The organism is Lysobacter antibioticus (genome assembly GCF_001442535.1).
Classification (GTDB): domain Bacteria; phylum Pseudomonadota; class Gammaproteobacteria; order Xanthomonadales; family Xanthomonadaceae; genus Lysobacter; species Lysobacter antibioticus.
The window spans coordinates 5583374-5601650 of the sequence record NZ_CP013141.1 but is presented as its reverse complement, the minus strand read 5'-3'; the positions used below and the strand labels follow the sequence as shown (position 1 = coordinate 5601650).

The window sequence follows — 18277 nt, the reverse complement described above, 5'->3', positions numbered from 1 at the left end:
AAGTTCTCAAATACGTGGCGGCGGAGCATACCGATGACTAGCCACGACAAGGATGCTCAAAGGGCCGAGATGGCGGAGCGGCTGCGGCAATCGCGGGAATATGTCGGCCTGTCTCAAGAAGAAGTCGCAAATGCATTAGGATTATCGCGCCCGGCGGTGACTCATATCGAGTCGGGTAGTCGCAAAGTGGAGGCCACCGAGCTGAGCGTTCTAGCCCGCTTGTATAGAAGGACACTGGAATACCTGTTGACGGGGAAGGAGCCGCCCCCGCAAGGACCTGAGCAGTTGGCCTTCTTAGCGCGGGCAATTAAGGGGTTGTCAGAGAGCGATCTCGATGAAGTGGCCCGATTCGCAGAGTTTTTGAAGCATTCAACGAAGACCAGCCGATAGGAGTAAGGAATGCTCCCTCACATCAGGAACGCCGCCGATCGAGCCAGAGAGGTCTATCACGACTCGGGTGCCAAGGCCCGTGTCGAGCAGGAGGGGTATACGCGAGTAGACCCTTTCTTGATTGCTGGGGGAGAGGGCGTTCCTGTGCTTCTTCGCCCCATGGACAAGCTTCTAGGAGCGTTCATTCGAGATGACGTGTCCGGGATCCTTATCAATTCCGAGCGGTCGGCGGGACTGGTGCACCTGACCTGCGCCCACGAACTCGGGCACTATTTCATGGGACATGGCTCGACGGCTGACGATTCCATGGACTTCGGGCCAAAGTCGGAGCGCCAGGAACAAGAGGCCGATTGGTTCGCATATCACCTCTTGACCCCTCGCGGCCTGCTTGCCAACGTCATGCGCCGCAAACGCTGGAGCGTCCAGTCGCTCAAGGACCCAACCGTCCTTTACCAGCTCTCCCTGCGGCTGGGAATTAGCTACACGGCTACGGCATGGTCACTCGCCCGCCAGAAGCTTCTGGAGACTGGCGTGGTCAAAGACCTACTACGAATTCAACCGATCGAAATCAAACACGCTCTGCTTGAGGGGCATCATTTCGAATCGCGCAAAGAGGTTTGGCTGTTGGATGAAACGGACCGCACCAGCATCCTCGAGCCGCGCACAGACGATCAGATACTGGTTAGGTTGAAGAGCAAAGCCTCATCGGGCTATCTCTGGTCATTAGGTGAACTCGCATCAGAAGGGTTCCAGGTCTGCCCAGCCCAGCGCCCCGCCGAGAAGGTGACCGACCCAAAGCAACTCGTGTTCGGTGTCACTACGGCTGAGTTCGTGTTGACTGTCGACGACCCGTCTCAAGCCGCGAACGGCGCCCCCATGATCCTGGCCATGGAGGAGAGGCGTCCGTGGCTGAAGGATGGCGAAGTCAACGCCGCGTTCGAAACCAGAGCCAAGTTTGAGCAAATTGGGCCTGGTCTAACCCGTGTTGCCAAGCAGCAGCTGTTGAGCGAGGTGCCAGTCGCGTGATCATCAAGGAAGATATCTCCCTATCGCAGACAGGCAACCCTGCGCGAGACCAAGGGGAGCGACCAACTTGCATTGCATTCGCGCTTTCGGAGCTAAACCTTCGATTCGCTCCGCAGGTCGAAGTGCTAAGCCCTGAGTACGTCTACCAGGGCGCTGCCAACTTGACGCCTAACTGGGCTCCGGGCGCCGGTGTCCGCTTAGGGCTTGCCCTGCAAGCGGCGTCATCCGGACAACCTGTCGAGGCAGACTTCCCGTACCAGACAGCGGAGCCCTCAGCGCCAGTTGCGACACCCCCAGCTGGTTTCGCCCTTTACGGCACGTTGCTTGATTTGCTCCCGCATGATCCCGAATCGATTGTTGAAACGCTTAGCAATCATCGGCCTGTTGGCCTTGGCCTGAGGTTGACTCAAAGCTTCTTCAACCCAGTGGACGGACTGATCGAATTCGAACAGTTGCCTGCGCCAAACACCGTCCTTCACGCTGTCACGGTGGTTGGGATTGGTCGGGACGAGAGCGGTGCTCCTTACTTCCGCATCCGCAACAGCTGGGGTGACAGTTGGGGAACGCACGGGCAGGCTTGGCTCCCTGAGACCTATATTCGCGAGCACGCAATCTGTGCTTTTGGAGGGTAAGCGTGGCAAAGGTATTCAGTGATGAACGATTTGTTCCTGTCTGGTTGGCCGCAGCGCGAAGCTTGAATGCGACACCTCAGAAGACAGAACGAAACTTTGTACTGGAGATCACCTCGCCGACTCTGCTCGGCGCCGGCGAACTGCAGATCATCAACGAAATTGACTCCACACTTCGGAAAACCGCTGACGGGATCGGCGTATATACCGTTGCTGGAACCATCTTTCCGCAAGGGCCGTACCTCCGGTTCGGCCGCCCCGACTTCTATAAGCGCTACCTGGACTCCATGAAGTCAGGGAAGAAGCGAGGGACTTGGGGTACGTACGCCATGCGCATGATGGATCGTTCCCATCCTAAGTCGAGAAAGACCAACAATCCTCTGGAAACGATCGTTAGCAAGCTTCAGAAACCAAGACTGAGCGGAAATTAAAGTCCGCCTATGAGCTCGGCATCCACGATGTCAACGACTTGCTTGAAGGAGAAGTTGGATGCGAACTTCCCATTTACGAGCCCGCTATCGACGGGGGGCGCGCGACGAACATCCCCTGTCTCAGTCACCTGAGCTTCAAGCTCACCCCCGCGGCGGGCGCCGTCGATCTAACCGCAGTGTATAGATCACATCACTATGCGCAGCGAGCCCTCGGCAACTTGGTCGGGCTGAGTCAGCTACTACACTTTGTAAGCAAGGAGTCCGGATACGCTCCCGGGGTCTTAACCTGTATAAGCACGTTGGCTCACTTGGACGTGAGCTCGTTCGGGGTGCCGACGCTGCAACCGCATTGTTAAAGCGGTTACCGTAGCCCTAGGGGTCAGAGCAGAACGGCCTGCCGGGTCCGGTCCAAGGCGTTGGCTGGCAGTCTATAAAGGCGCTGCATACCATCACGGAATTCCTTGACTCCGCCATAGCTCGGATGGCGAATAGTGATCACCGTTACACCAAACCGCTGTGCATAGGACGCCGCATCCTGCCCGATCCCAACAATCTGCCGGATCTTCAACCAGGAAATCAGGGCGCTGTTCAATTCATCGACCTGGTAAAGCTCGCGAGCTGTGAATCGGCGATTGGTGAACGGATTGTCAGGCTCGTGAGGATGAAATGGGAAAACGTTCCACAAGAGCGGTGGCGTTTCGATCGCTCTGATGACGGACCAGATCTCGGCTGCCGTACGTTCTGCAACAGCTGGGCCGCGAGTAGCTTGCCGAGAATGGCAACCGGGATAGCGCCTCGCTAGTTCCGGAAGATGGTATTCATCGGTCAAGGCTAGGCCAGTTCGGCGGCCGCCGCGGTAGCCGAGATCCCTACCCATCCAGATCGTGTCGACGCCGATCTCTGACGCTGCCGCCAAGTAGGTCCGCAGATTCCTCCTTCTGGACTCAGCAGCATCCGCGCGATCATGCACAGGACAAACGTCCGCATACGGGTTGAAGACGTTGTTGAGGCTCAGGGAGGAAAGCGCTTTAACGAAGGCGGTCGGGGTCATTGTACTGCTAACGTACTAAATGGGCGAAACGATAACTCGTGGCTTTCCATGTCTACTGAGACTATTCCACCACGGTGCAGTCTCAGAAGACGAAACACCTCAAATCCTTTCAAGATCGCGAGCTCCCACTGCCAGAGTCTACATTGGTCCACCTCGTAACCAGCAACCATATTTTGAATCTGCTTGAGGAGTCCGTAGTCGAGCTTGCCGGCCTCCACACCATCGTAGAATTCAAAATATTTGGCGTGGTTGAAGATCCAAGTGGCGATGCCTTCCTCAATGATCATGGCACGTGCACCGTCCTCGTTCTGGTCAATCTTTCCATCGGACTTGCGCTTGCGCTTCAGCAGGCCCCTCACTACGGGCGACCATCCAAGATAAGCAATGTAGGCGAGATGGAACACATCGTGAAAGCGGTAATCGTCTGCCTCGTTGCTATTATCGGTGAGGCGATCCCCGATGAAGACGCCGTTGAGCAGTTGAACTACGTAGCCATCGCGTTCGACGAACTCAATCTCGAATTGTCTTGGGAGCTGCTCGTGAGCGGGGAACTTACCATCTGGGTCGAAATAGTCCGTATAGATCCTGTCGTCGCCCGGCCAGCGACTCGAAATTTTGTCGAGGTTGTCCCGCGCAATGCTCTCGACACGCAGGTCAAAGCAGCCACAAGTGAGAACCCACTCGGCAAATAGGGTGCCAAAGTGTTCCCGCAGCGCTGGTGGACTCATCGCCCGAAACTGAGTTAACGATGTGCTGGCAAGACTTCCGGCTGCATTAGCTAAAATGCCCAGCTGCCTGACTCTGTCCAGGTCCCAGCCTTCTTTGTGGGTATCAAGGATCCCGTCAATTTGGCGGAAACTCACGGGCTCGGACACGGGTCGATCGTTTTCTCCGAAGCGCTTGCGCAATCGACGGATGCAGTGTTCGCCCAACTCATTGGGCGAAATCTCCAGGAAGGTCGCCGTCCCAACCAAATACCAGAGTGCATCGCCCAATTCTTCGGCGGCTAGAGCACTCCGTGGTTCCGTCAACTGATCGCGGACAGCCTTCTTTACCGAGGCGAGCAGCCCCCCAGCCTCTCCGAAGTACCCGAAGCGGAGATTGTCGAACTCGTCAGGCGTGCTCTCAAATCGATTGGTCTGTCGAGCCTTAAGTGCGTACTCGGGCAACGAGAGCGGCTGTGGTTGGGGTAGCGCGCGGATCATCTAGCAGTCCTTCGCCAAGAGGCGTTACCAGGGCATCATCGCTTGAGCGTTCCGCTGCAGCATATCTGCTCGGACGCGCTTACAGCAGGCGATCAACGTGGCGCGGTCAGCATCGATCGCCCCCATCAGCAAGGCGCGGTCACGAACCCTCATTGTTACGTCGTAGTGAGGATAGCGCCCCTTATTCTGAAACCAGCGGCGTTGCAATCCGAGCCGGGCCGCAAAATCGTGAAGTTCTTCCATCGAGTCGGCCACCAAGTGGCACCAATCTTTGCCCCGCCAGCGAATGCCTTCTGAGTCCACATAGACGGCCATCCGGGCTCGCAAAGTTGCAAATAATGTGCAAATATTTAGCACATATGGCCGAGCGATTCAACACACAAGCGGACGCCTTGCGGCTAGGGAAGCGCTTGCGTGAAGCTCGTGCTAGGGCAGGGATAACGCTTATTTTTGTGTCCGAGCAGACGGGGGTCGACCCCGGGCAAATTTCGAAGATGGAGCGCGGGCAAATGATCACGCTCTCTCCAAATGTGCGCAAACTTTGCACATTTCTCGGGGTGTCCGCTTTTTCCGTTCGAGCGCCGACAAGTGAGCTTGGCGCCAGGATTGACGCGTTGGTCGCCGGGGTGCCAGGCAGCGAGACGAGGGTGGCCAAGCTTATCGATGCAATCGAGGAACTTGTTCGGAACGCGACCTAGCTGGGCGCGCGCATCCCTCGATCCGAGCACCGTGGTGCTCCTGGAGCAATGGCGGCGCCAGTATGCTATCCGGCGCGCAACGCGCAGCGCGGCGACTCAGGGAGGGAGGAACGTGGAAAATGTTGAGAATCGCATTAACGAACTGGTGCGACGGACGAAGATCACCACCAGGTCAAGGTATCGAGCCAGCGAGCGCCTTGAGCGGCACCACAAGTTTTCGCAATGGACTGTGTCGCTCATATCGGCAGCGCTTGTATTTGTGCCGATGATGCAAGCGTTCAACATCCATTTTGGTGTCGAGGCGATCTATCTCAATGCCACGCAAGCAGTTCTTGCTGTGCTCATCCTGGTCTACTCGCTACTTCTCGGCCAAGAGAACTTCGTTTCGCGATCAGAGGCGATGCACCGCAATGGCGTCGAGCTTGGGCGCTTTGCTAGAAAGCTCGCCGGGATAAATGGTCCCGTGACGGCTAAATATTACGCTGAACTGACGAAGGAGTATTATGACATCCTCGAGAAGTACGCGAACCACAAGCCTATTGACTATCTCTTCACGCTGCTCACGGAGAAGCCCGAGAGTCGTAGCGAGTGGCTGATTTACGTCGGTCGCTGGACCAAAGCCCGATTGGTGACCGCCATGATCTTCTCCCACTACTTTGTCGCTATGGCCTTCGTCGGGTACGTATTCGTCAAGCTTTTCTTGGCGATCAAGATTGGCCAGTGAACCAGATCGGCGCCAGTGTTGTAGAAAGTCGGAAAGGACCGCAGCTTAGTACGCCAGCCGAGGCCAGGAATTGCCAAGGGTTCGCCTAACGAGTCGGCGTGATGAAACGGATCAAGCCAGCGGTGAACGCACCAAGCTTGTAAGCTGCGCTCCAATGTTCCTCGACGTTCCTTGGCGTGAAGAGACTGGTTTGAACTTAGTAGCCGTGGGCGCGTCAGTTTCCGCGGTCAACCGCAGCGCTCACATCGAGCCGCGAAGCGGCTTCGGCTTGCATGAAAGACTAAACCTTACTCGTCTATTCTTTGACCAACTTTTCCCAGTCATCGTCGGTATCTTCTACGACTATAGTTACTGCGCAGTTGCTCTCCTCATTCGCACAGATGTAGCGAAAAAGGCGAGATCTCACCTTTCCCGTAAAGCTGGATCGTCCTTCACCGCGATACATTGAATTATCAATCAGCACATAGTCACCCACATTGGGGAGTAGGGACGGATCGCTGCCGGCGCTGATTTTAAGTGGCACGACTTCGCCCTCATCGAGCGGTCGAAGAGCCCCCTTTGGCATGCGCTGGAAATCGACAAAGTATTTCATTGATATCTCCGTCGCGTTGACGCTTGAGTTATGTTATCCGGACTAGATGTTAATGCACCTACGGGCGAAGCGGCTTCGGATTGGACAAATTTAGCTGGAAGCCGCGGGCTATGGGGACTGCAACTGTTTGGCCGATTCGCTTTGCATAACGCCGAAGAAGTTTCTGGACCCGGCGAATCGCGGCCGATATATTCTGGCGGCGATTAGTTCTGCAGTTAGAATGGCAGCAGTTGTGTCTGCGTGAATTTGGGGAGAGCACGAAGCGAATAGATAAATTGGCTCAGCGGCTCGCAGCCTGACTTGTCAGCGATACTCAGGAGCGAATCGCTAAGCGGAGTGTGAGCCCAAATGCCAACAAGCCTGTGTTGAGCGATCTCCGAAAAACTCGGTCTCGCCCAGGCCAGCTTCTCCATAAACACTTGATCTAGTTCTTGCGCCCGTACGGAGTACATCGTCTCCGCTTGATGCAAAGCGTCGTCTAGCGCGAACGCCTCATCAATTACGAATGGCGATTGTCCGTCCGTTTTATCTGAGTACGAGAACCGAGTGCCGAATGCAAGACCATCCGTCACTGACGTTTGCATCAGGACGAAGCACTCAGATTTGAGATCGCTTCGATGATCCCGAAATGCAGCACAGATCGCGAATGCCTGTTTGCCAAAGGGCGCGGGGCTGATTCGAAAAAGTCGGAAAGGTGCGTGACTCGGTTGCTGATCCATGTGCGTGTGCTCCTGGGGCTCAGCGGAGCCGAGCTGCAAGTGTAGCCCTAGGCAGATCCCAAGGGAGAAGCTTCCGTGAGTACTACAAATCCTTACCGAATATCAATTGGCGGCTTGATGAACAGTGACAGATGGAGTGCTACGACTTCAGCGAGCGCTACAGGTAGTGGAGATGTCTGAAACGGCAGCATAGGGCAGCCATAGGGCTGATCTCGGAGGCATACGTCGTATGCTTCCACACATCCCAAGCGGGCGTCATTGGTCGGATCAAGCGGTTTGATGTCTTCTTGGGGTCAAAAGGTCAAAAGAACCGGCCTTCGTAAGTGACTGAATTTTAAGGGGCGAGCAATGGTCGGCCGACCAATGGCTTGGAGAAAAAGGCCTGGAGAGAGGCGGAAAAATCGCCAAATTGCCTGTCTGTGGATAACTCGCCGACCAATGGATACCGCCAAAAGCCTCGGAAATAAGGCCTTTTTCGTCGTTGCGACGAGGCGTAGAAAAAGTTGAGGCTGGGAGTTTGGCGCGCCCACGGCAACTGGGGACCTACTCTCTTGATCCCCCAGTTTCCCTCCTTGCCCCCTCCTGTCCCCGCTGGCTTGGACCGAGGTCGAGCCGGTTCTCGGTCGGCAGACCACTTCCGGTCAGGCGGCCTCACGTCGCCCCGTCGCGCACGCGGTGCCACGCTCGCAACTACCGGGCGGACGTCCCCTTGGGCGGGCCAGGCTAGGGCGACGTCGGCTGGTGGGGCTCGTAGCTAGAGGCGGACTACGGGCTTCCTTGCCGTTCCGGGGCCGGCGGACTGGGAGCAATCCAAATGAACGCTTCATCGTCTCCGATCACCGGTCGCAGCCACAGAGACCGGCCGGCGCAGAATCTGCTCATGGCTACGACACGACCCCCATCACGGTATCGGTGGGAGCGTTGGCGCCCCCGGAACATCCACCATTGGAAACCGGGCGACCCCAACCCGGACGACGAGATCTGGATTCTGCACCTCGACGTGTACGTGGTCGCCAAGATCCTTGCACTCGGAAACGGGCAGTGGCTCGTAACGGTCTACGCCTGGTGCCGGTTGGACCAGCGCAAGCACGCGGTCGCCGACTCGGAGGCACAGGCTCGGCGCTGGTGCGAAAAATGGGCCGCTAAGAACGATGACTTCTTGCGAGACAGGTTCCCGCTCGCCTTCGTACGCTGCCTTGGAGAGACCCATGACGCCAGAAACCCTCACGCTCCTCACCGGGAGCCTTAAAGCCCTTGAGCGGCATGCGGTCGAGATCACTCTCCAACACCCCGACGACGCCGAGTTCTGGCCCGCATTCGCTTGCTACGCGGACCCAATTGTCGAGCTAGCCGGTAGCGATGGTGATGCCCACGAATATGTATGCGCTCGGATCGACGAGCTCCTGATCGCTCTAGGCAAAATGGACCCGGCGGAACGCCAGACCTGATCAGGCTGCCGCGGCGAACTGATGGTCGTAATAGGGACGTTCGCGATCGTCAAGGATGGCATGCATGGCGGCGAGGTTCTCGGGGTTTGGCTGCAACCAGGCGTCCACGTTTTCTGGCTTGATCGGAATAACGCACCTATCGTGCCCCGCGGCGGCGACTTCGGGGGGCGGGTCATCCGTGATGAACGCAAACGACTGCAGGTCTGGCTCGTCAGGCTCGCCGGCACTGGCACCATCCCAGTGCGACCAGATGCAAGCGATCAGCATCGTCTTGTCGGTGTCCGGTACGAATTCGAGAATCACGTCTTCTCGCTTTTCGCCTGGACGCAGCTCTCGGCCCTCCATGTCGTGTCGCCAGACGTGCTCGAAGAAGGTGTCGGCAATTACGATGCCGTGGCTGTAGCCGAATTGCTTTCGCCAGAAACGTTCCAGGTTGTCGCGCCGAGCGTTGTACGTGCCAGACATCCGCTTCTGCTTGGTTACCCGGTCGATGACCCAGTCGCTGCTCGATGGCGCGCCAGCCTTTCGGCACTGAAAGCGCATCATCTTGACCACGCGCCGGCCGTTCTCCCACACCATGATGGGCGCAATCGACTGCGGGAAGATTCGGGCGGTGTCCGCCGCGGCATTCGGTTTGGTGAGCAACTTCAGCATCGCTGCCGTTGACTCAATCTTCGCCGTCGCTTTGCGGACTTCCTCCTGAGCGGTCTTGGTGACCTTCTTAGCCAGCTTCCGCTCGTTCTCCTCCAGACGGGCGAGTTGCTTCGCCAGCTCGGCTTCGTATTCCGGGATCTGCCTGGCAGTCCAATCCTCGATGGACTGGCCGATGTGTGCTTTGGCCTTGGTCCCCGGACCGCGGAACCAGGCGCGCAAGGCCGAAGGCATCTTCTTGATCCAGTCGTCCCCCATCTGCTCCCAGAATTCGGCGACGTACTGGTCGAGCGAGAGGATGGCCCCGAACTCCTTCACATACTCCCGGTATTCGGCTCGGACCTTTGCGGAATAGCACATGGCTGGTCTCCGGCTGGATCTGACCAGATCTTACGCCCGGCGACCTAAAAATGTGATCAGCGTCCGGCTACCATATGTTGGCCATGCCGACCTGTATCTCCCGATACCCCTGCCGACTTAAGAGCACCAGCAAGGCCGACTTCTATGCGGATGGCGAAGCCGTGGCCGTCCTGATCGAGGAGCGAGAGGCCGATGAATGGGGGGAGCCTTCGCGCCTGGTCCACCGCAAGCTGCTCCGTGTGGAGGGACCCTTTGGGGACACCTGGGCCGACATGCATCGATCAAAGCAGTCCGAATGGCAACTTGTCCTTGGACCAAGGATTGGCGGCCTGAGCTGGGATCGCACAGGAACCTCGGCCCCACGTTAGACGAGATCCGCAACTGGCTCGCGGGCAGCGGATGACCCCAGCATGCGATCACCACCCGAGGTGGCCGACCGGGTGAACTCTCGTGGCTGAAGGTCTAGCATCAGCTTAGTCAACTCACCAGCGACACCACTATGGGCGACATAGCGGACATGATGGCGGACGGCTCACTGTAGGCCGCCCACGCCGACCACATACGGGCCGGCGCGCTGATCGGCGAGAAGGTAGACCATGTACGGTCCCGTGGTTCCGCGTTGCATTCGACTTCTCCAAGCGATCTTATCCGCCAGGCCCCGTTTTCCTCGTCGGCAAGGGAGCGCCACTGGCAGGATCGGTACGAGATTCCTCGCCCTTTCCGAATCTGGACAACGCCAACTGGGTTGCTTGGGTGGCTGCCTTGTAGTTCAAATAGTTGGTCAAGGTGTAGCCAGCCAGAAAAGTGTAAACCTCGGTGCTGCCATCCTTGGATACGACTTTGCCCAGGCGACTCCAGCCTTTGTCCGGTTTTCTTGGGTCAAAAGTCCATACATCTCCGTACCCATCGGCCTGCTGATTTATTTTATTCGTTTCAATCCAGCTGGTTAACTCCTTGTTGCCGTCTAGCGGATATATCGCGATATTGGCGCTCCGTGATCGTGAGGGTGGCATTTTGGATATATCGATGCCAGGTCCGATCTGATCCCAAATGATTGGGGCGGGCTCATCACGGTAATCGGTTGCACTGAGAGTCCAATGTGAACCCTTGTCCATGCTTGGATATATGACCATATCCGTTGGAATCAGGGCGCCGTCTCCGCTCCAGACAAAGCTGACAAATTTTTGTTGCTTGTCAGGCAAAATTTCTCGGCTGGTCATTCCGTGCGGCGGGTTATCCGCCATTCGACCAAACTCTCCCAGGACGCCAGTAATCTGGCGAGGGAGGATGTACATTCGGCAGCGCGAATATTTGTTTCGGAAGAAAACATAATTTCCGTCTGACGTGCGCCAGCTGTCACCTATTTCCCCTATACCAAACTGCCTGTCTTCATCTCCTTTCAGGCGAGTGCCAACCTTATCCAACGCTTTGGCAAATTCGTCTGGCTTCGATCGAAGCACAAGACAATGATCATGAAAAAGCTTGATGGCATGTTTGGCGTCAGAGTCGTTGTCAGGTGAGGCCGCTTGCACTGGCACACAGCAAGCAATCAAAAAAGGTAGGGCGGCAAGGCGAGTGCGCTTCGTTTTCATCGTTGACATTTTCCTTTGTCGAGCCGGTTCTCATGTCGTTGCAGATGGGATGTCATACGCGGTCAGGCAGGGACTGCTTTCCGAGCGAGATATGCGCGTCACCAACTGCGCCAATCAATTCCATCCTTCACTGTGAACTCACGCTCCGACAACTGGGCGATTAACTGGAGAACACGGTAGCTCTTCCGATTATCGTGAGGGGCCACGGCTCGGGTCATCCGGATTGCGCTGCGATGCCTCCTGCGCCAGCTGCTGCTCGCGCTGCTGATTGAACGATTGGGTTTCACGCAAGGTGTGTTGCATCGGCGGGGCTGGGTCGATGGCCGAGACACCGGTATGGTAGCCGGGGATCTGCGCCCCGACCCAAAGCTTCCCGTTGGCGACGCCGACTGGCCCGATGCTCTCCGCGTCCGGGATACCGTTGCGTTTGGCCGCTAGCATCACCGCCGCGACCGTTTCGTCTGGCACGTCTACCGATACCTTTCCGCGAATCTTCGCGAACATCGCCTTATCCGCAGGAGACAGGCCGGACAGGTCCGGACTCGCTGTCGACCGATCTGGAATAGCGTTGCCGGCGGCATCACCGTTCTGCGCGTACCGCTGCTCGCGTGCGGTTGACTGGCTATCGTTAGGCGCAACCGGTGGCTCTGGTCTGAAAGCGGCAGCTTCGTTCGGACGCACGCCGGGCGGCGACGCAGCCATCGCTGCCGTGACCGACTCTACGACGCCACCGTCGCGCGCCGAGGCCGGTTCCGCTGGCTTCGGAGCCTTCTCGGTAGCAAGGGCTTCGACTTCCGACTTTCCGGCCTTCTGCGTCTCAATCTTTGCCTGCTGAGCTAATGCGAGTGCCTGGACCGTATCCGGGTCGACACGCCCGGTATCCGGCAGGCCATGGTCGCGCTGCAGCTGACGGACAGCATGCTCAGTCGCGGCGTCGAAGTGCCCCCGCTCTGGGATCGGATTCTCCTCAGTTCCGCGATAGCCGACGCGCTGCAAACGGAACTGCAGCATCTCGACGTCATCACCTCGGTCGCCGCGCCGCAAGGTGCCGTCGTCCGGTGCGGACGCGGCCTCTGCCGCCACAGGCGGTGTGACTTGAGGGGCGGGTTGGGAAGGCGTCGGAGTCGGCACGTCCGGCGCAGGCGCGGGGTGTGGTGTGGGCACCTGCTGCGCCGGCGGCTTAGCGACCAGGACGTCCGGCTTAACTGGCTCAGCCGGCGCCACCGTAACCGGCGCGGGCTCGACCTGATTCGGTGCTGATGGCGATTCCGGTTCGGCCAACGCACGGCTGTTCTGTGCATCGCGAACTGGTGGCGCTGTCGCCAGGGAGACGACCGAAGGCGCGGCGGCTGTCCGCTGCGCGCCGTCCAGAGATTCGGCGGGTGTATGCCCATCTTCTGTACGGTTCTGGCCCCGCTGCGGCTCCTTCGGCTTTTCCACTGCGATCTCAGCAATCGCGGGCTTGGTTGGCGCGGGTGATAGCGCATCCGATGACGCCTCAACCTTGGGCGCCGGTTGCAGGCGATCGACGTCGATTGCCCCAACGACTATTGCGGGCTCCCGATCGGCCGCACCCGCTACAGCCTGGCGGGCAGTGTCCTGGACATCATCCCGCTTCAGCCCTAAGCGATTCGCTTCGCGGACGACTTGCTCTAGGGCGTCGCGTTGCTGCGGCGACAAGTTGGCGATTCGCAGTTCCGGTGCTTCCGGAGTAGTCGGCGGCGGCGAGCGCAAGTCCAACATCGCCATTTGAACTTCCAAGGGGCTTGTAACGGCTTGAACCCGGTTCGCCCCGTCTGCGTCACGGCCCACATGTTCAATCGGGCTATTAATGTCGAATTTTTTATCTGCGCTTAGTCCGAGATGAAGCGAGGTCGTTAGCGGATTGATACCTTGCTCCTGCTGGGTACGCCTCACCGCTTCCAGCATCGCCTCCAATTGCTCGGGTTTGGTTTGGACCTCGTGCACGTTCAAGGTCGTCAACAAGTCTTTCCGCTCAATGTCCTCCAAGGTCGGCGGCTGTCGATTCGGAATCGCGGCGACCTGCTGCTCGTGCTGTGCCAATTGTGGTTGCAGCGCCGCGCGTGTGCTTTCCAACTCCTGACGCAAGTTGCCGGAGGCCACGACGGACTCGCCGTTGCGCTGCCACTGCCCGTCCGCCGTGCGCTGGTACAACTTCCCATCCGATGCAGTCAGCGAATCGTCGCGGAGCGCCGATTCAATGGAAGGCGGCACCACGCCGAACCGTTCCCAGCCTTCGCTCCGATGCACCATCTGAAAGCGAGCGGCCATCGGGGCCGGGCCGTTGGCAATGTTCTCGCGGATGACCTGCTGCGATGCCTGATCCAGTTCGGCCGCGCGCTCCGCGCTAGCCCGGTCGATTCTGACGATGGGCACGCCGGGCTGCTCAAAGCCCTGGACTACCTTTCGCTCCCACGCGCCCGACTGCGAATTACGCTCCCAATCGGCGCGGCGCATGCTCACCGGGTCATTCTCTGCCGCCGGCTGCGAGTACGGGTTTTGCGGAGATCGCAGCTTCCCTATCGCCATTTCGGTTGCGACCTTGCTCGCCTCGTAGTTGAGCTGGTCCGCTGTTTCGGGATCGGCCGCAAAGTCCTGCCTGATAGGCTCGTTCTGGCCGTCGTCGATCATGTCGCCCAAGTCTTTCCGAACCCATTGCCGCCCGTTGGACGCCCATTCAACGCCCTGTAGGGTATGCGTGTAGGTCTTGTAACTGTCTAACACCGTGGCGACATGCTCGCCCACATGCGCGCCAGCCACGGCCGCGCCGCCGACGACAATGAAGCCCACAACACCGGGGCCGGTCGCCGCCGCTGTAGCGACCAAGCCGGCCGACGCGCCGCCTATCCAGCCGCCCGTGCCGCGCGCGGCGTAATGCGTCAATTCCGACTGTGCGGCCAGCGGATTGTCTTGAGACAGCAGCGTACTGGCGCGGTCGGCGCTGGCCTTGGCGTCCACCACGCTCGCGGCGATGCCGGCGACGCCGGCCGCCGCCATCACCTTCGCGCCGGGGCTCAACTGCATCGGCGGCTGATACGGCTGGAGTTCGACGTTGCCGACCTTCTTGTGCCATTCCGCCATCGCTTCTTCAGCCGGAAGCGCCGCAAACTGCTGGGGCAGCGCGCGCACCACGGGCGTGGCGCGTTGAGCCACTTCAACCACAGCCGCCGACATCGGTTCCGGCCGATGCCGGGCCGCAGCGGCGACCGGATCACTCGGCGTCGGACTGCCGTCGTCCGGCATCAGCTTAGTGACTTCGCCTGCCGGCAAGTCGCGCTGGGTTTTCGGTAGGAACCTGAAGATGCTGCCTTCTTCGGAGCGATGAATGACGTTGAGACGCGGGTCATAGGTCTCGGGCAATCGCCGCAACAGCGGCTCACTGAATAGCGCGTTGTGATAGTCCGTCATCAGGTTCTGGCTTCGCGTACCCAGACCATTGCGCTGGTAGCTGCCGCCGATGTCGGAATGCGCGCCCGCCACGCTGACGCTAAGAAAGCGACCATCCTCCGACAGGCCAGCCGGAATGATGCGATCCACTGGAAACTTGCCGCGCTTCTCATCGGCGGCGTTGATCTGGAACCCGGACACCACCGAAGGCGGCAAGCGCCGGTCCAGCTTTTCCATCGCGCCGGTCGGCACCGGGTCATACAGGCCCACCGACATCGGAGTATGCCCCGGTGCCTGATGGAAGTGTGGATAGGTTTCCGTTATGTTCCCACGCGCGTCTGAGACGTACTCAGGTCGATACAAATTGGGAATGCCACGGTCGTGAATCATCCGTGCCAGTATCGGAACCTGACTGGCCCCGCGACTGAATCCCTCGATATGGATTGCGATTTTCGCATCCGGATCACGCTCATAAATTTCCTGCGCACGATCCACCAAATCCTGGTACATGCTCTCGGCGATTGACTTGCTGGTGTGTCCGGTCGCCGCATCTAAGTTTTCGGCAACAATGTTTTTTTGCGTGCCGGGGCCGGCTTTGTACACGACATCGACACTGACGCCAGACTTCTTGAGCTTGTCGGCCTGGGCCTCAAACCTCGCAACATTCGTAGCATGCAGTGGGTCTTTAGCGACATCGTTGCCGGTACCATCCATCAGCCCGATCAAGAGGTACGAATGCCGGTCCTTGGTGTCGAGCAACGCCGGCACCTTGAATCTGTAGAGTTCATCGGCAGCCCGGTCGTAGCTTGTCAGATGCTCTGGCGTGGCTGTGTAGTGCGAAACGTCGGCTTTCGGCAGTCCGTCTTCTGCGAGTTGGACTACCTTCTTCTTATTCTTTCGGTCTTCCATGCCGCACCCCTTCCTTAGTAGGTCTTCGTCCAGGCCAGAATTAAGTCTCGGCAGCCGATAATGTCGGGACGATCAGGATTCGGGGGGGAATTGGTGAGTACCATTGCCTTCATGTAGACATTGACGGTCCGGTCGTTGACCTCCATCAGTATCTGGGGCGGCCTAGTTTTTCCGCCCTCGTACCGCGCCCAATCTTCATTGACATCCTCTTTGGGCACGCTGTGCAAAACCAGCCGCTGAGGAAAGATGTCTTCGATCAGGTCTATTTCCGCGTAATGTTCTGCGCCGTCCAGTGATGTCCAGCGAAGTTCTACCGGATCGGGGGGCATTTCTTCGGCCATGACGATGAAGCCAGCTGTCCAGCCATCTTTCCATTCAGGCGAGCTTGGCTGGCCGGATGGACCATCGAGTTCTACTGCGAACTGATGGTTCATGAAGATGATGTTGCTAGCCAATGTGTTGTAGCAGCGAACACCGAACGAAAATGCATCGAAAGTCAGAGGCCAGGGGATATCGACCAGTCGCGCTCCGGGGGAAGTACCGTGGGTTGTCATCCTTGAAAGCTCCTTCAGCAAATTGGAATGGATAGACGGTCTGTCTCGACCCTGCAAACCGCGAGTATCGCCGAATTGCGGAAACGAAGCCTCAGAATTTTCTGAGATGGGCATCGGACTAGTCCGCTGATTGCCACGTTTACGACGGCTAACAAGTGCAGTTCCAGGCCGCCGGAGCGAATAGGGCACGGGATGACAAAGCACACTTGTCATGGCGATCAGACCGCAGGTCCATGGCATCGCTTATCGCCAGTTTGGCAACCCTAGGAGCTATCGCACTTCGCAAAGTTGGAGCAGGGCCATGTGGTCCTGCTGGTCCGTCGACCTCGTCGTTCTGTCGGCACTTCAGCCCCGAGGGCAAGCGACTCGCTCGCTGGAAGAACGGAAGGACCCGTCGCCACCCATCGAGCGGTCGAAGTAGATCTGCCTCAGACACTCGCTGTTAATGCACGAGGTGCCAACGAGAGTTAACGTCACGAAATCAACCACTTAGCGGAGTCGCCGCGCCAGCGTTGCAATCCATAAAGCAGCGAGTTGCAGATCATCCAATTGAGCCCTTATGAGCACCTACAAGCACCCACCCCACGCCGCTACTCTGATCAACGCGTAAGTCTGAGCCTCGATTAGCTGTCAGAAAATTCCTACTGCCTGCGCGTCAGCGACTCCGCATGACACGGATGCTTCTCGCATTTAGAGCGGCTTCTGCCGCGCTACTGAGCAAGGCGCCATCGGAACGCATGATCATGGTGGCGCGCCTCCAAGTTCTCTAGATGATGGCGATCTCAGATTTTGGCAGTAATGACAACACCCCTTCGTTGGGGCAAGACTACGCACATAGCGACTGGGGCCGGAGGCCACCAAGCAGAACGAGCTTAAGGATAAGTGCATGAAGTATGTCGTTGCAGATGACCATCTTTCTTCGGTGTTGATGGTCACCAAGTTGTTGCAGGACCGGATGGACGTGCGGGAAGAGGCCATTTCATCGGCCAAGGATAGCGAGGCGCTTTTTGAGGTGCTCGATGGCGTGGCCGACGGCCCCGTCGTCGTGATCCTCGACCTCGTTATGCCAGGCAAGCTGAAGCGGTTGCCGCTCCTAAGAGCTGTGTTGGACCACGCCGCTGACATCCGTGTGGTCGCCTACTCGGGATCGGATAGCGCCCTGCTAGCGGAGGCCGTCTTGGATGCAGGAGCATTCAGTTACGTAAGCAAGGGCAGCTCAAGGTCGGTGCTACTAGAGGCGATCAAGTCTGCTACGCAACGGAACAAGTATATGGACCCTCAGGTCGACGTCCAAAAGAACCAGGGCCACCCGTGGCGAGATCTGACGCCGCGAGAGGCAAGCGTGATCATCATGCTCTGTAAGGGCGAATCGGTGTCCAGTGTCGCGGAGGCTCTAGGTATTACCAACAAGACCGTCTCTTCACACAAGGTGAGAGCCCTGCAGAAGCTGGACCTGCCTGAAAGCGCGGGGCTTACGTCTTATCTGATTAACAGCGGACTGACCTACCTGCTGGACGACTAATAGGAGTCAAGAAGAACCCATGGATGGAAGTAACGTAGTTCCGTTTCCCGTCGCTAACGTCTCAAGTGAGGACGCGGATGTTATCGAGGCGATCATTCACTTCTATTGCAACGGCGAAGATGTGCCGCTGTCCCGTCTAGAGGTCACTACGGAGTCGTTGGCAGACATGGTCCGACGCCTTCGTCTGGATGGAGCTGTCATGCAGCTGGACAGTCAAGCATTTCGCTTTCGCGTTGCCCAGTGGAAGTTCAAGCAGCGGAAAGGCAAGCGCCTGGTGCTGATCGTGATTGACCAGGGCAAGCATCGCTTCCTCCACTACCGAACAGAATTCACGAGCATTGCGCAGTTGCAGGGCCCATAGCTCACCG

18 protein-coding genes are annotated in these 18277 nt (G+C 58.2%); 9 read left to right on the top strand and 9 right to left on the bottom strand.

Translation table 11 applies throughout. The annotated features are described in order from the left end of the window. The first annotated feature begins 33 nt into the window (after positions 1–33). From GLA29479_RS22625 to GLA29479_RS25650, 4 genes are read left to right on the top strand one after another with little or no spacing between them, the layout of a single operon-like run. The gene (locus GLA29479_RS22625) at positions 34–390 is read left to right on the top strand and encodes a helix-turn-helix domain-containing protein (protein ID WP_057972930.1); all 357 of its coding nucleotides are present in this window, start codon (positions 34–36) and stop codon (positions 388–390) included. Positions 391–399: 9 nt separating this feature from the next. Then, the gene (locus GLA29479_RS22620; RefSeq protein WP_057972929.1) at positions 400–1416 is read left to right on the top strand and encodes an ImmA/IrrE family metallo-endopeptidase; all 1017 of its coding nucleotides are present in this window, start codon (positions 400–402) and stop codon (positions 1414–1416) included. After that, positions 1413–2048 carry a C1 family peptidase gene (locus GLA29479_RS24060; RefSeq protein WP_082638923.1) on the top strand — a complete coding sequence of 212 codons (636 nt, stop codon included), beginning with the start codon at positions 1413–1415 and terminating at the stop codon, positions 2046–2048. The genes GLA29479_RS22620 and GLA29479_RS24060 overlap by 4 nt, the downstream gene beginning before the upstream one ends. 2 nt (positions 2049–2050) lie before the next feature. Beyond that, positions 2051–2476 (top strand): hypothetical protein, encoded by a 426-nt coding sequence (locus GLA29479_RS25650; RefSeq protein WP_211265014.1) that lies wholly within the window; start codon positions 2051–2053, stop codon positions 2474–2476. 379 nt (positions 2477–2855) lie between these two features. On the opposite strand, the gene GLA29479_RS22615 is transcribed toward GLA29479_RS25650, so the two are convergent. From GLA29479_RS22615 to GLA29479_RS22605, 3 genes are read right to left on the bottom strand one after another with little or no spacing between them, the layout of a single operon-like run. Then, positions 2856–3527 carry a uracil-DNA glycosylase gene (locus GLA29479_RS22615; protein ID WP_057972928.1) on the bottom strand — a complete coding sequence of 224 codons (672 nt, stop codon included), beginning with the start codon at positions 3525–3527 and terminating at the stop codon, positions 2856–2858. Continuing rightward, complete coding sequence (locus GLA29479_RS25500; protein ID WP_057972927.1) at positions 3524–4732, bottom strand: nucleoside triphosphate pyrophosphohydrolase family protein; 1209 nt, start codon at positions 4730–4732, stop codon at positions 3524–3526. Before GLA29479_RS25500 ends, GLA29479_RS22615 begins: the two co-directional genes overlap by 4 nt. Positions 4733–4756: 24 nt before the next feature. After that, complete coding sequence (locus tag GLA29479_RS22605) at positions 4757–5047, bottom strand: DUF4031 domain-containing protein (protein WP_057972926.1); 291 nt, start codon at positions 5045–5047, stop codon at positions 4757–4759. Positions 5048–5070: 23 nt separating this feature from the next. On the opposite strand from GLA29479_RS22605, the gene GLA29479_RS26200 reads away from it, so the two are divergent. Both GLA29479_RS26200 and GLA29479_RS24985 read left to right on the top strand, forming a co-directional pair. Beyond that, positions 5071–5430 carry a helix-turn-helix domain-containing protein gene (locus GLA29479_RS26200; protein WP_082638922.1) on the top strand — a complete coding sequence of 120 codons (360 nt, stop codon included), beginning with the start codon at positions 5071–5073 and terminating at the stop codon, positions 5428–5430. 112 nt (positions 5431–5542) lie between these two features. Next, a complete protein-coding gene (locus GLA29479_RS24985) occupies positions 5543–6154 on the top strand; it encodes an SLATT domain-containing protein (RefSeq protein WP_169795724.1) in 612 nt (203 codons plus the stop codon). 295 nt (positions 6155–6449) lie between these two features. Here the strand turns inward: GLA29479_RS24985 and GLA29479_RS24045 are convergent, their stop codons facing one another. After that, positions 6450–6746, bottom strand: coding sequence for a hypothetical protein (locus GLA29479_RS24045; protein ID WP_082638921.1), 297 nt, complete (start codon positions 6744–6746; stop codon positions 6450–6452). Positions 6747–6961: 215 nt separating this feature from the next. Further along, positions 6962–7465 (bottom strand): hypothetical protein, encoded by a 504-nt coding sequence (locus tag GLA29479_RS22590; RefSeq protein ID WP_144436695.1) that lies wholly within the window; start codon positions 7463–7465, stop codon positions 6962–6964. A 1208-nt stretch (positions 7466–8673) separates the two neighbouring features. On the opposite strand from GLA29479_RS22590, the gene GLA29479_RS22585 reads away from it, so the two are divergent. Beyond that, positions 8674–8913, top strand: coding sequence for a hypothetical protein (locus GLA29479_RS22585; RefSeq protein WP_057972922.1), 240 nt, complete (start codon positions 8674–8676; stop codon positions 8911–8913). Here GLA29479_RS22585 and GLA29479_RS22580 read toward each other — a convergent pair whose 3' ends face one another. The 4 genes from GLA29479_RS22580 to GLA29479_RS22565 all read right to left on the bottom strand — a co-directional run bounded on the left by GLA29479_RS22580 (position 8914) and on the right by GLA29479_RS22565 (position 16387). Beyond that, positions 8914–9924 (bottom strand): SOS response-associated peptidase family protein, encoded by a 1011-nt coding sequence (locus GLA29479_RS22580; RefSeq protein ID WP_057972921.1) that lies wholly within the window; start codon positions 9922–9924, stop codon positions 8914–8916. It lies immediately after the preceding gene. A 644-nt stretch (positions 9925–10568) separates the two neighbouring features. Beyond that, positions 10569–11516, bottom strand: a complete 948-nt coding sequence (locus tag GLA29479_RS24980; RefSeq protein WP_144436694.1) for a hypothetical protein — start codon at positions 11514–11516, stop codon at positions 10569–10571. A gap of 189 nt (positions 11517–11705) precedes the next feature. Next, entirely contained in the window at positions 11706–15833 is a 4128-nt protein-coding gene (locus GLA29479_RS22570; RefSeq protein WP_057972919.1) for a peptidoglycan-binding protein, read from the bottom strand. A 14-nt stretch (positions 15834–15847) separates the two neighbouring features. Beyond that, positions 15848–16387 (bottom strand): hypothetical protein, encoded by a 540-nt coding sequence (locus GLA29479_RS22565; RefSeq protein WP_057972918.1) that lies wholly within the window; start codon positions 16385–16387, stop codon positions 15848–15850. Positions 16388–17273: 886 nt separating this feature from the next. Between GLA29479_RS22565 and GLA29479_RS22560 the strand changes: the two genes are divergently transcribed. Both GLA29479_RS22560 and GLA29479_RS22555 read left to right on the top strand, forming a co-directional pair. Continuing rightward, complete coding sequence (locus tag GLA29479_RS22560) at positions 17274–17909, top strand: LuxR C-terminal-related transcriptional regulator (protein ID WP_082638920.1); 636 nt, start codon at positions 17274–17276, stop codon at positions 17907–17909. A gap of 19 nt (positions 17910–17928) precedes the next feature. Continuing rightward, positions 17929–18270, top strand: a complete 342-nt coding sequence (locus GLA29479_RS22555; RefSeq protein WP_057972916.1) for a hypothetical protein — start codon at positions 17929–17931, stop codon at positions 18268–18270. Positions 18271–18277: the final 7 nt, after the last annotated feature.

What these genes read in the sequence shown, in the direction of transcription:
- GLA29479_RS22625 (WP_057972930.1), top strand. Translation starts at nt 34, where the DNA reads ATGACTAGCCACGACAAGGATGCTCAAAGGGCCGAGATGGCGGAGCGG.
- GLA29479_RS22620 (WP_057972929.1), top strand. Translation starts at nt 400, where the DNA reads ATGCTCCCTCACATCAGGAACGCCGCCGATCGAGCCAGAGAGGTCTAT.
- GLA29479_RS22615 (WP_057972928.1), bottom strand. Translation starts at nt 3,527, where the DNA reads ATGACCCCGACCGCCTTCGTTAAAGCGCTTTCCTCCCTGAGCCTCAAC.
- GLA29479_RS25500 (WP_057972927.1), bottom strand. Translation starts at nt 4,732, where the DNA reads ATGATCCGCGCGCTACCCCAACCACAGCCGCTCTCGTTGCCCGAGTAC.
- GLA29479_RS22605 (WP_057972926.1), bottom strand. Translation starts at nt 5,047, where the DNA reads ATGGCCGTCTATGTGGACTCAGAAGGCATTCGCTGGCGGGGCAAAGAT.
- GLA29479_RS26200 (WP_082638922.1), top strand. Translation starts at nt 5,071, where the DNA reads ATGTGCAAATATTTAGCACATATGGCCGAGCGATTCAACACACAAGCG.
- GLA29479_RS24045 (WP_082638921.1), bottom strand. Translation starts at nt 6,746, where the DNA reads ATGAAATACTTTGTCGATTTCCAGCGCATGCCAAAGGGGGCTCTTCGA.
- GLA29479_RS22590 (WP_144436695.1), bottom strand. Translation starts at nt 7,465, where the DNA reads ATGGATCAGCAACCGAGTCACGCACCTTTCCGACTTTTTCGAATCAGC.
- GLA29479_RS22585 (WP_057972922.1), top strand. Translation starts at nt 8,674, where the DNA reads ATGACGCCAGAAACCCTCACGCTCCTCACCGGGAGCCTTAAAGCCCTT.
- GLA29479_RS22580 (WP_057972921.1), bottom strand. Translation starts at nt 9,924, where the DNA reads ATGTGCTATTCCGCAAAGGTCCGAGCCGAATACCGGGAGTATGTGAAG.
- GLA29479_RS24980 (WP_144436694.1), bottom strand. Translation starts at nt 11,516, where the DNA reads ATGAAAACGAAGCGCACTCGCCTTGCCGCCCTACCTTTTTTGATTGCT.
- GLA29479_RS22570 (WP_057972919.1), bottom strand. Translation starts at nt 15,833, where the DNA reads ATGGAAGACCGAAAGAATAAGAAGAAGGTAGTCCAACTCGCAGAAGAC.
- GLA29479_RS22565 (WP_057972918.1), bottom strand. Translation starts at nt 16,387, where the DNA reads ATGACAACCCACGGTACTTCCCCCGGAGCGCGACTGGTCGATATCCCC.
- GLA29479_RS22560 (WP_082638920.1), top strand. Translation starts at nt 17,274, where the DNA reads ATGAAGTATGTCGTTGCAGATGACCATCTTTCTTCGGTGTTGATGGTC.
- GLA29479_RS22555 (WP_057972916.1), top strand. Translation starts at nt 17,929, where the DNA reads ATGGATGGAAGTAACGTAGTTCCGTTTCCCGTCGCTAACGTCTCAAGT.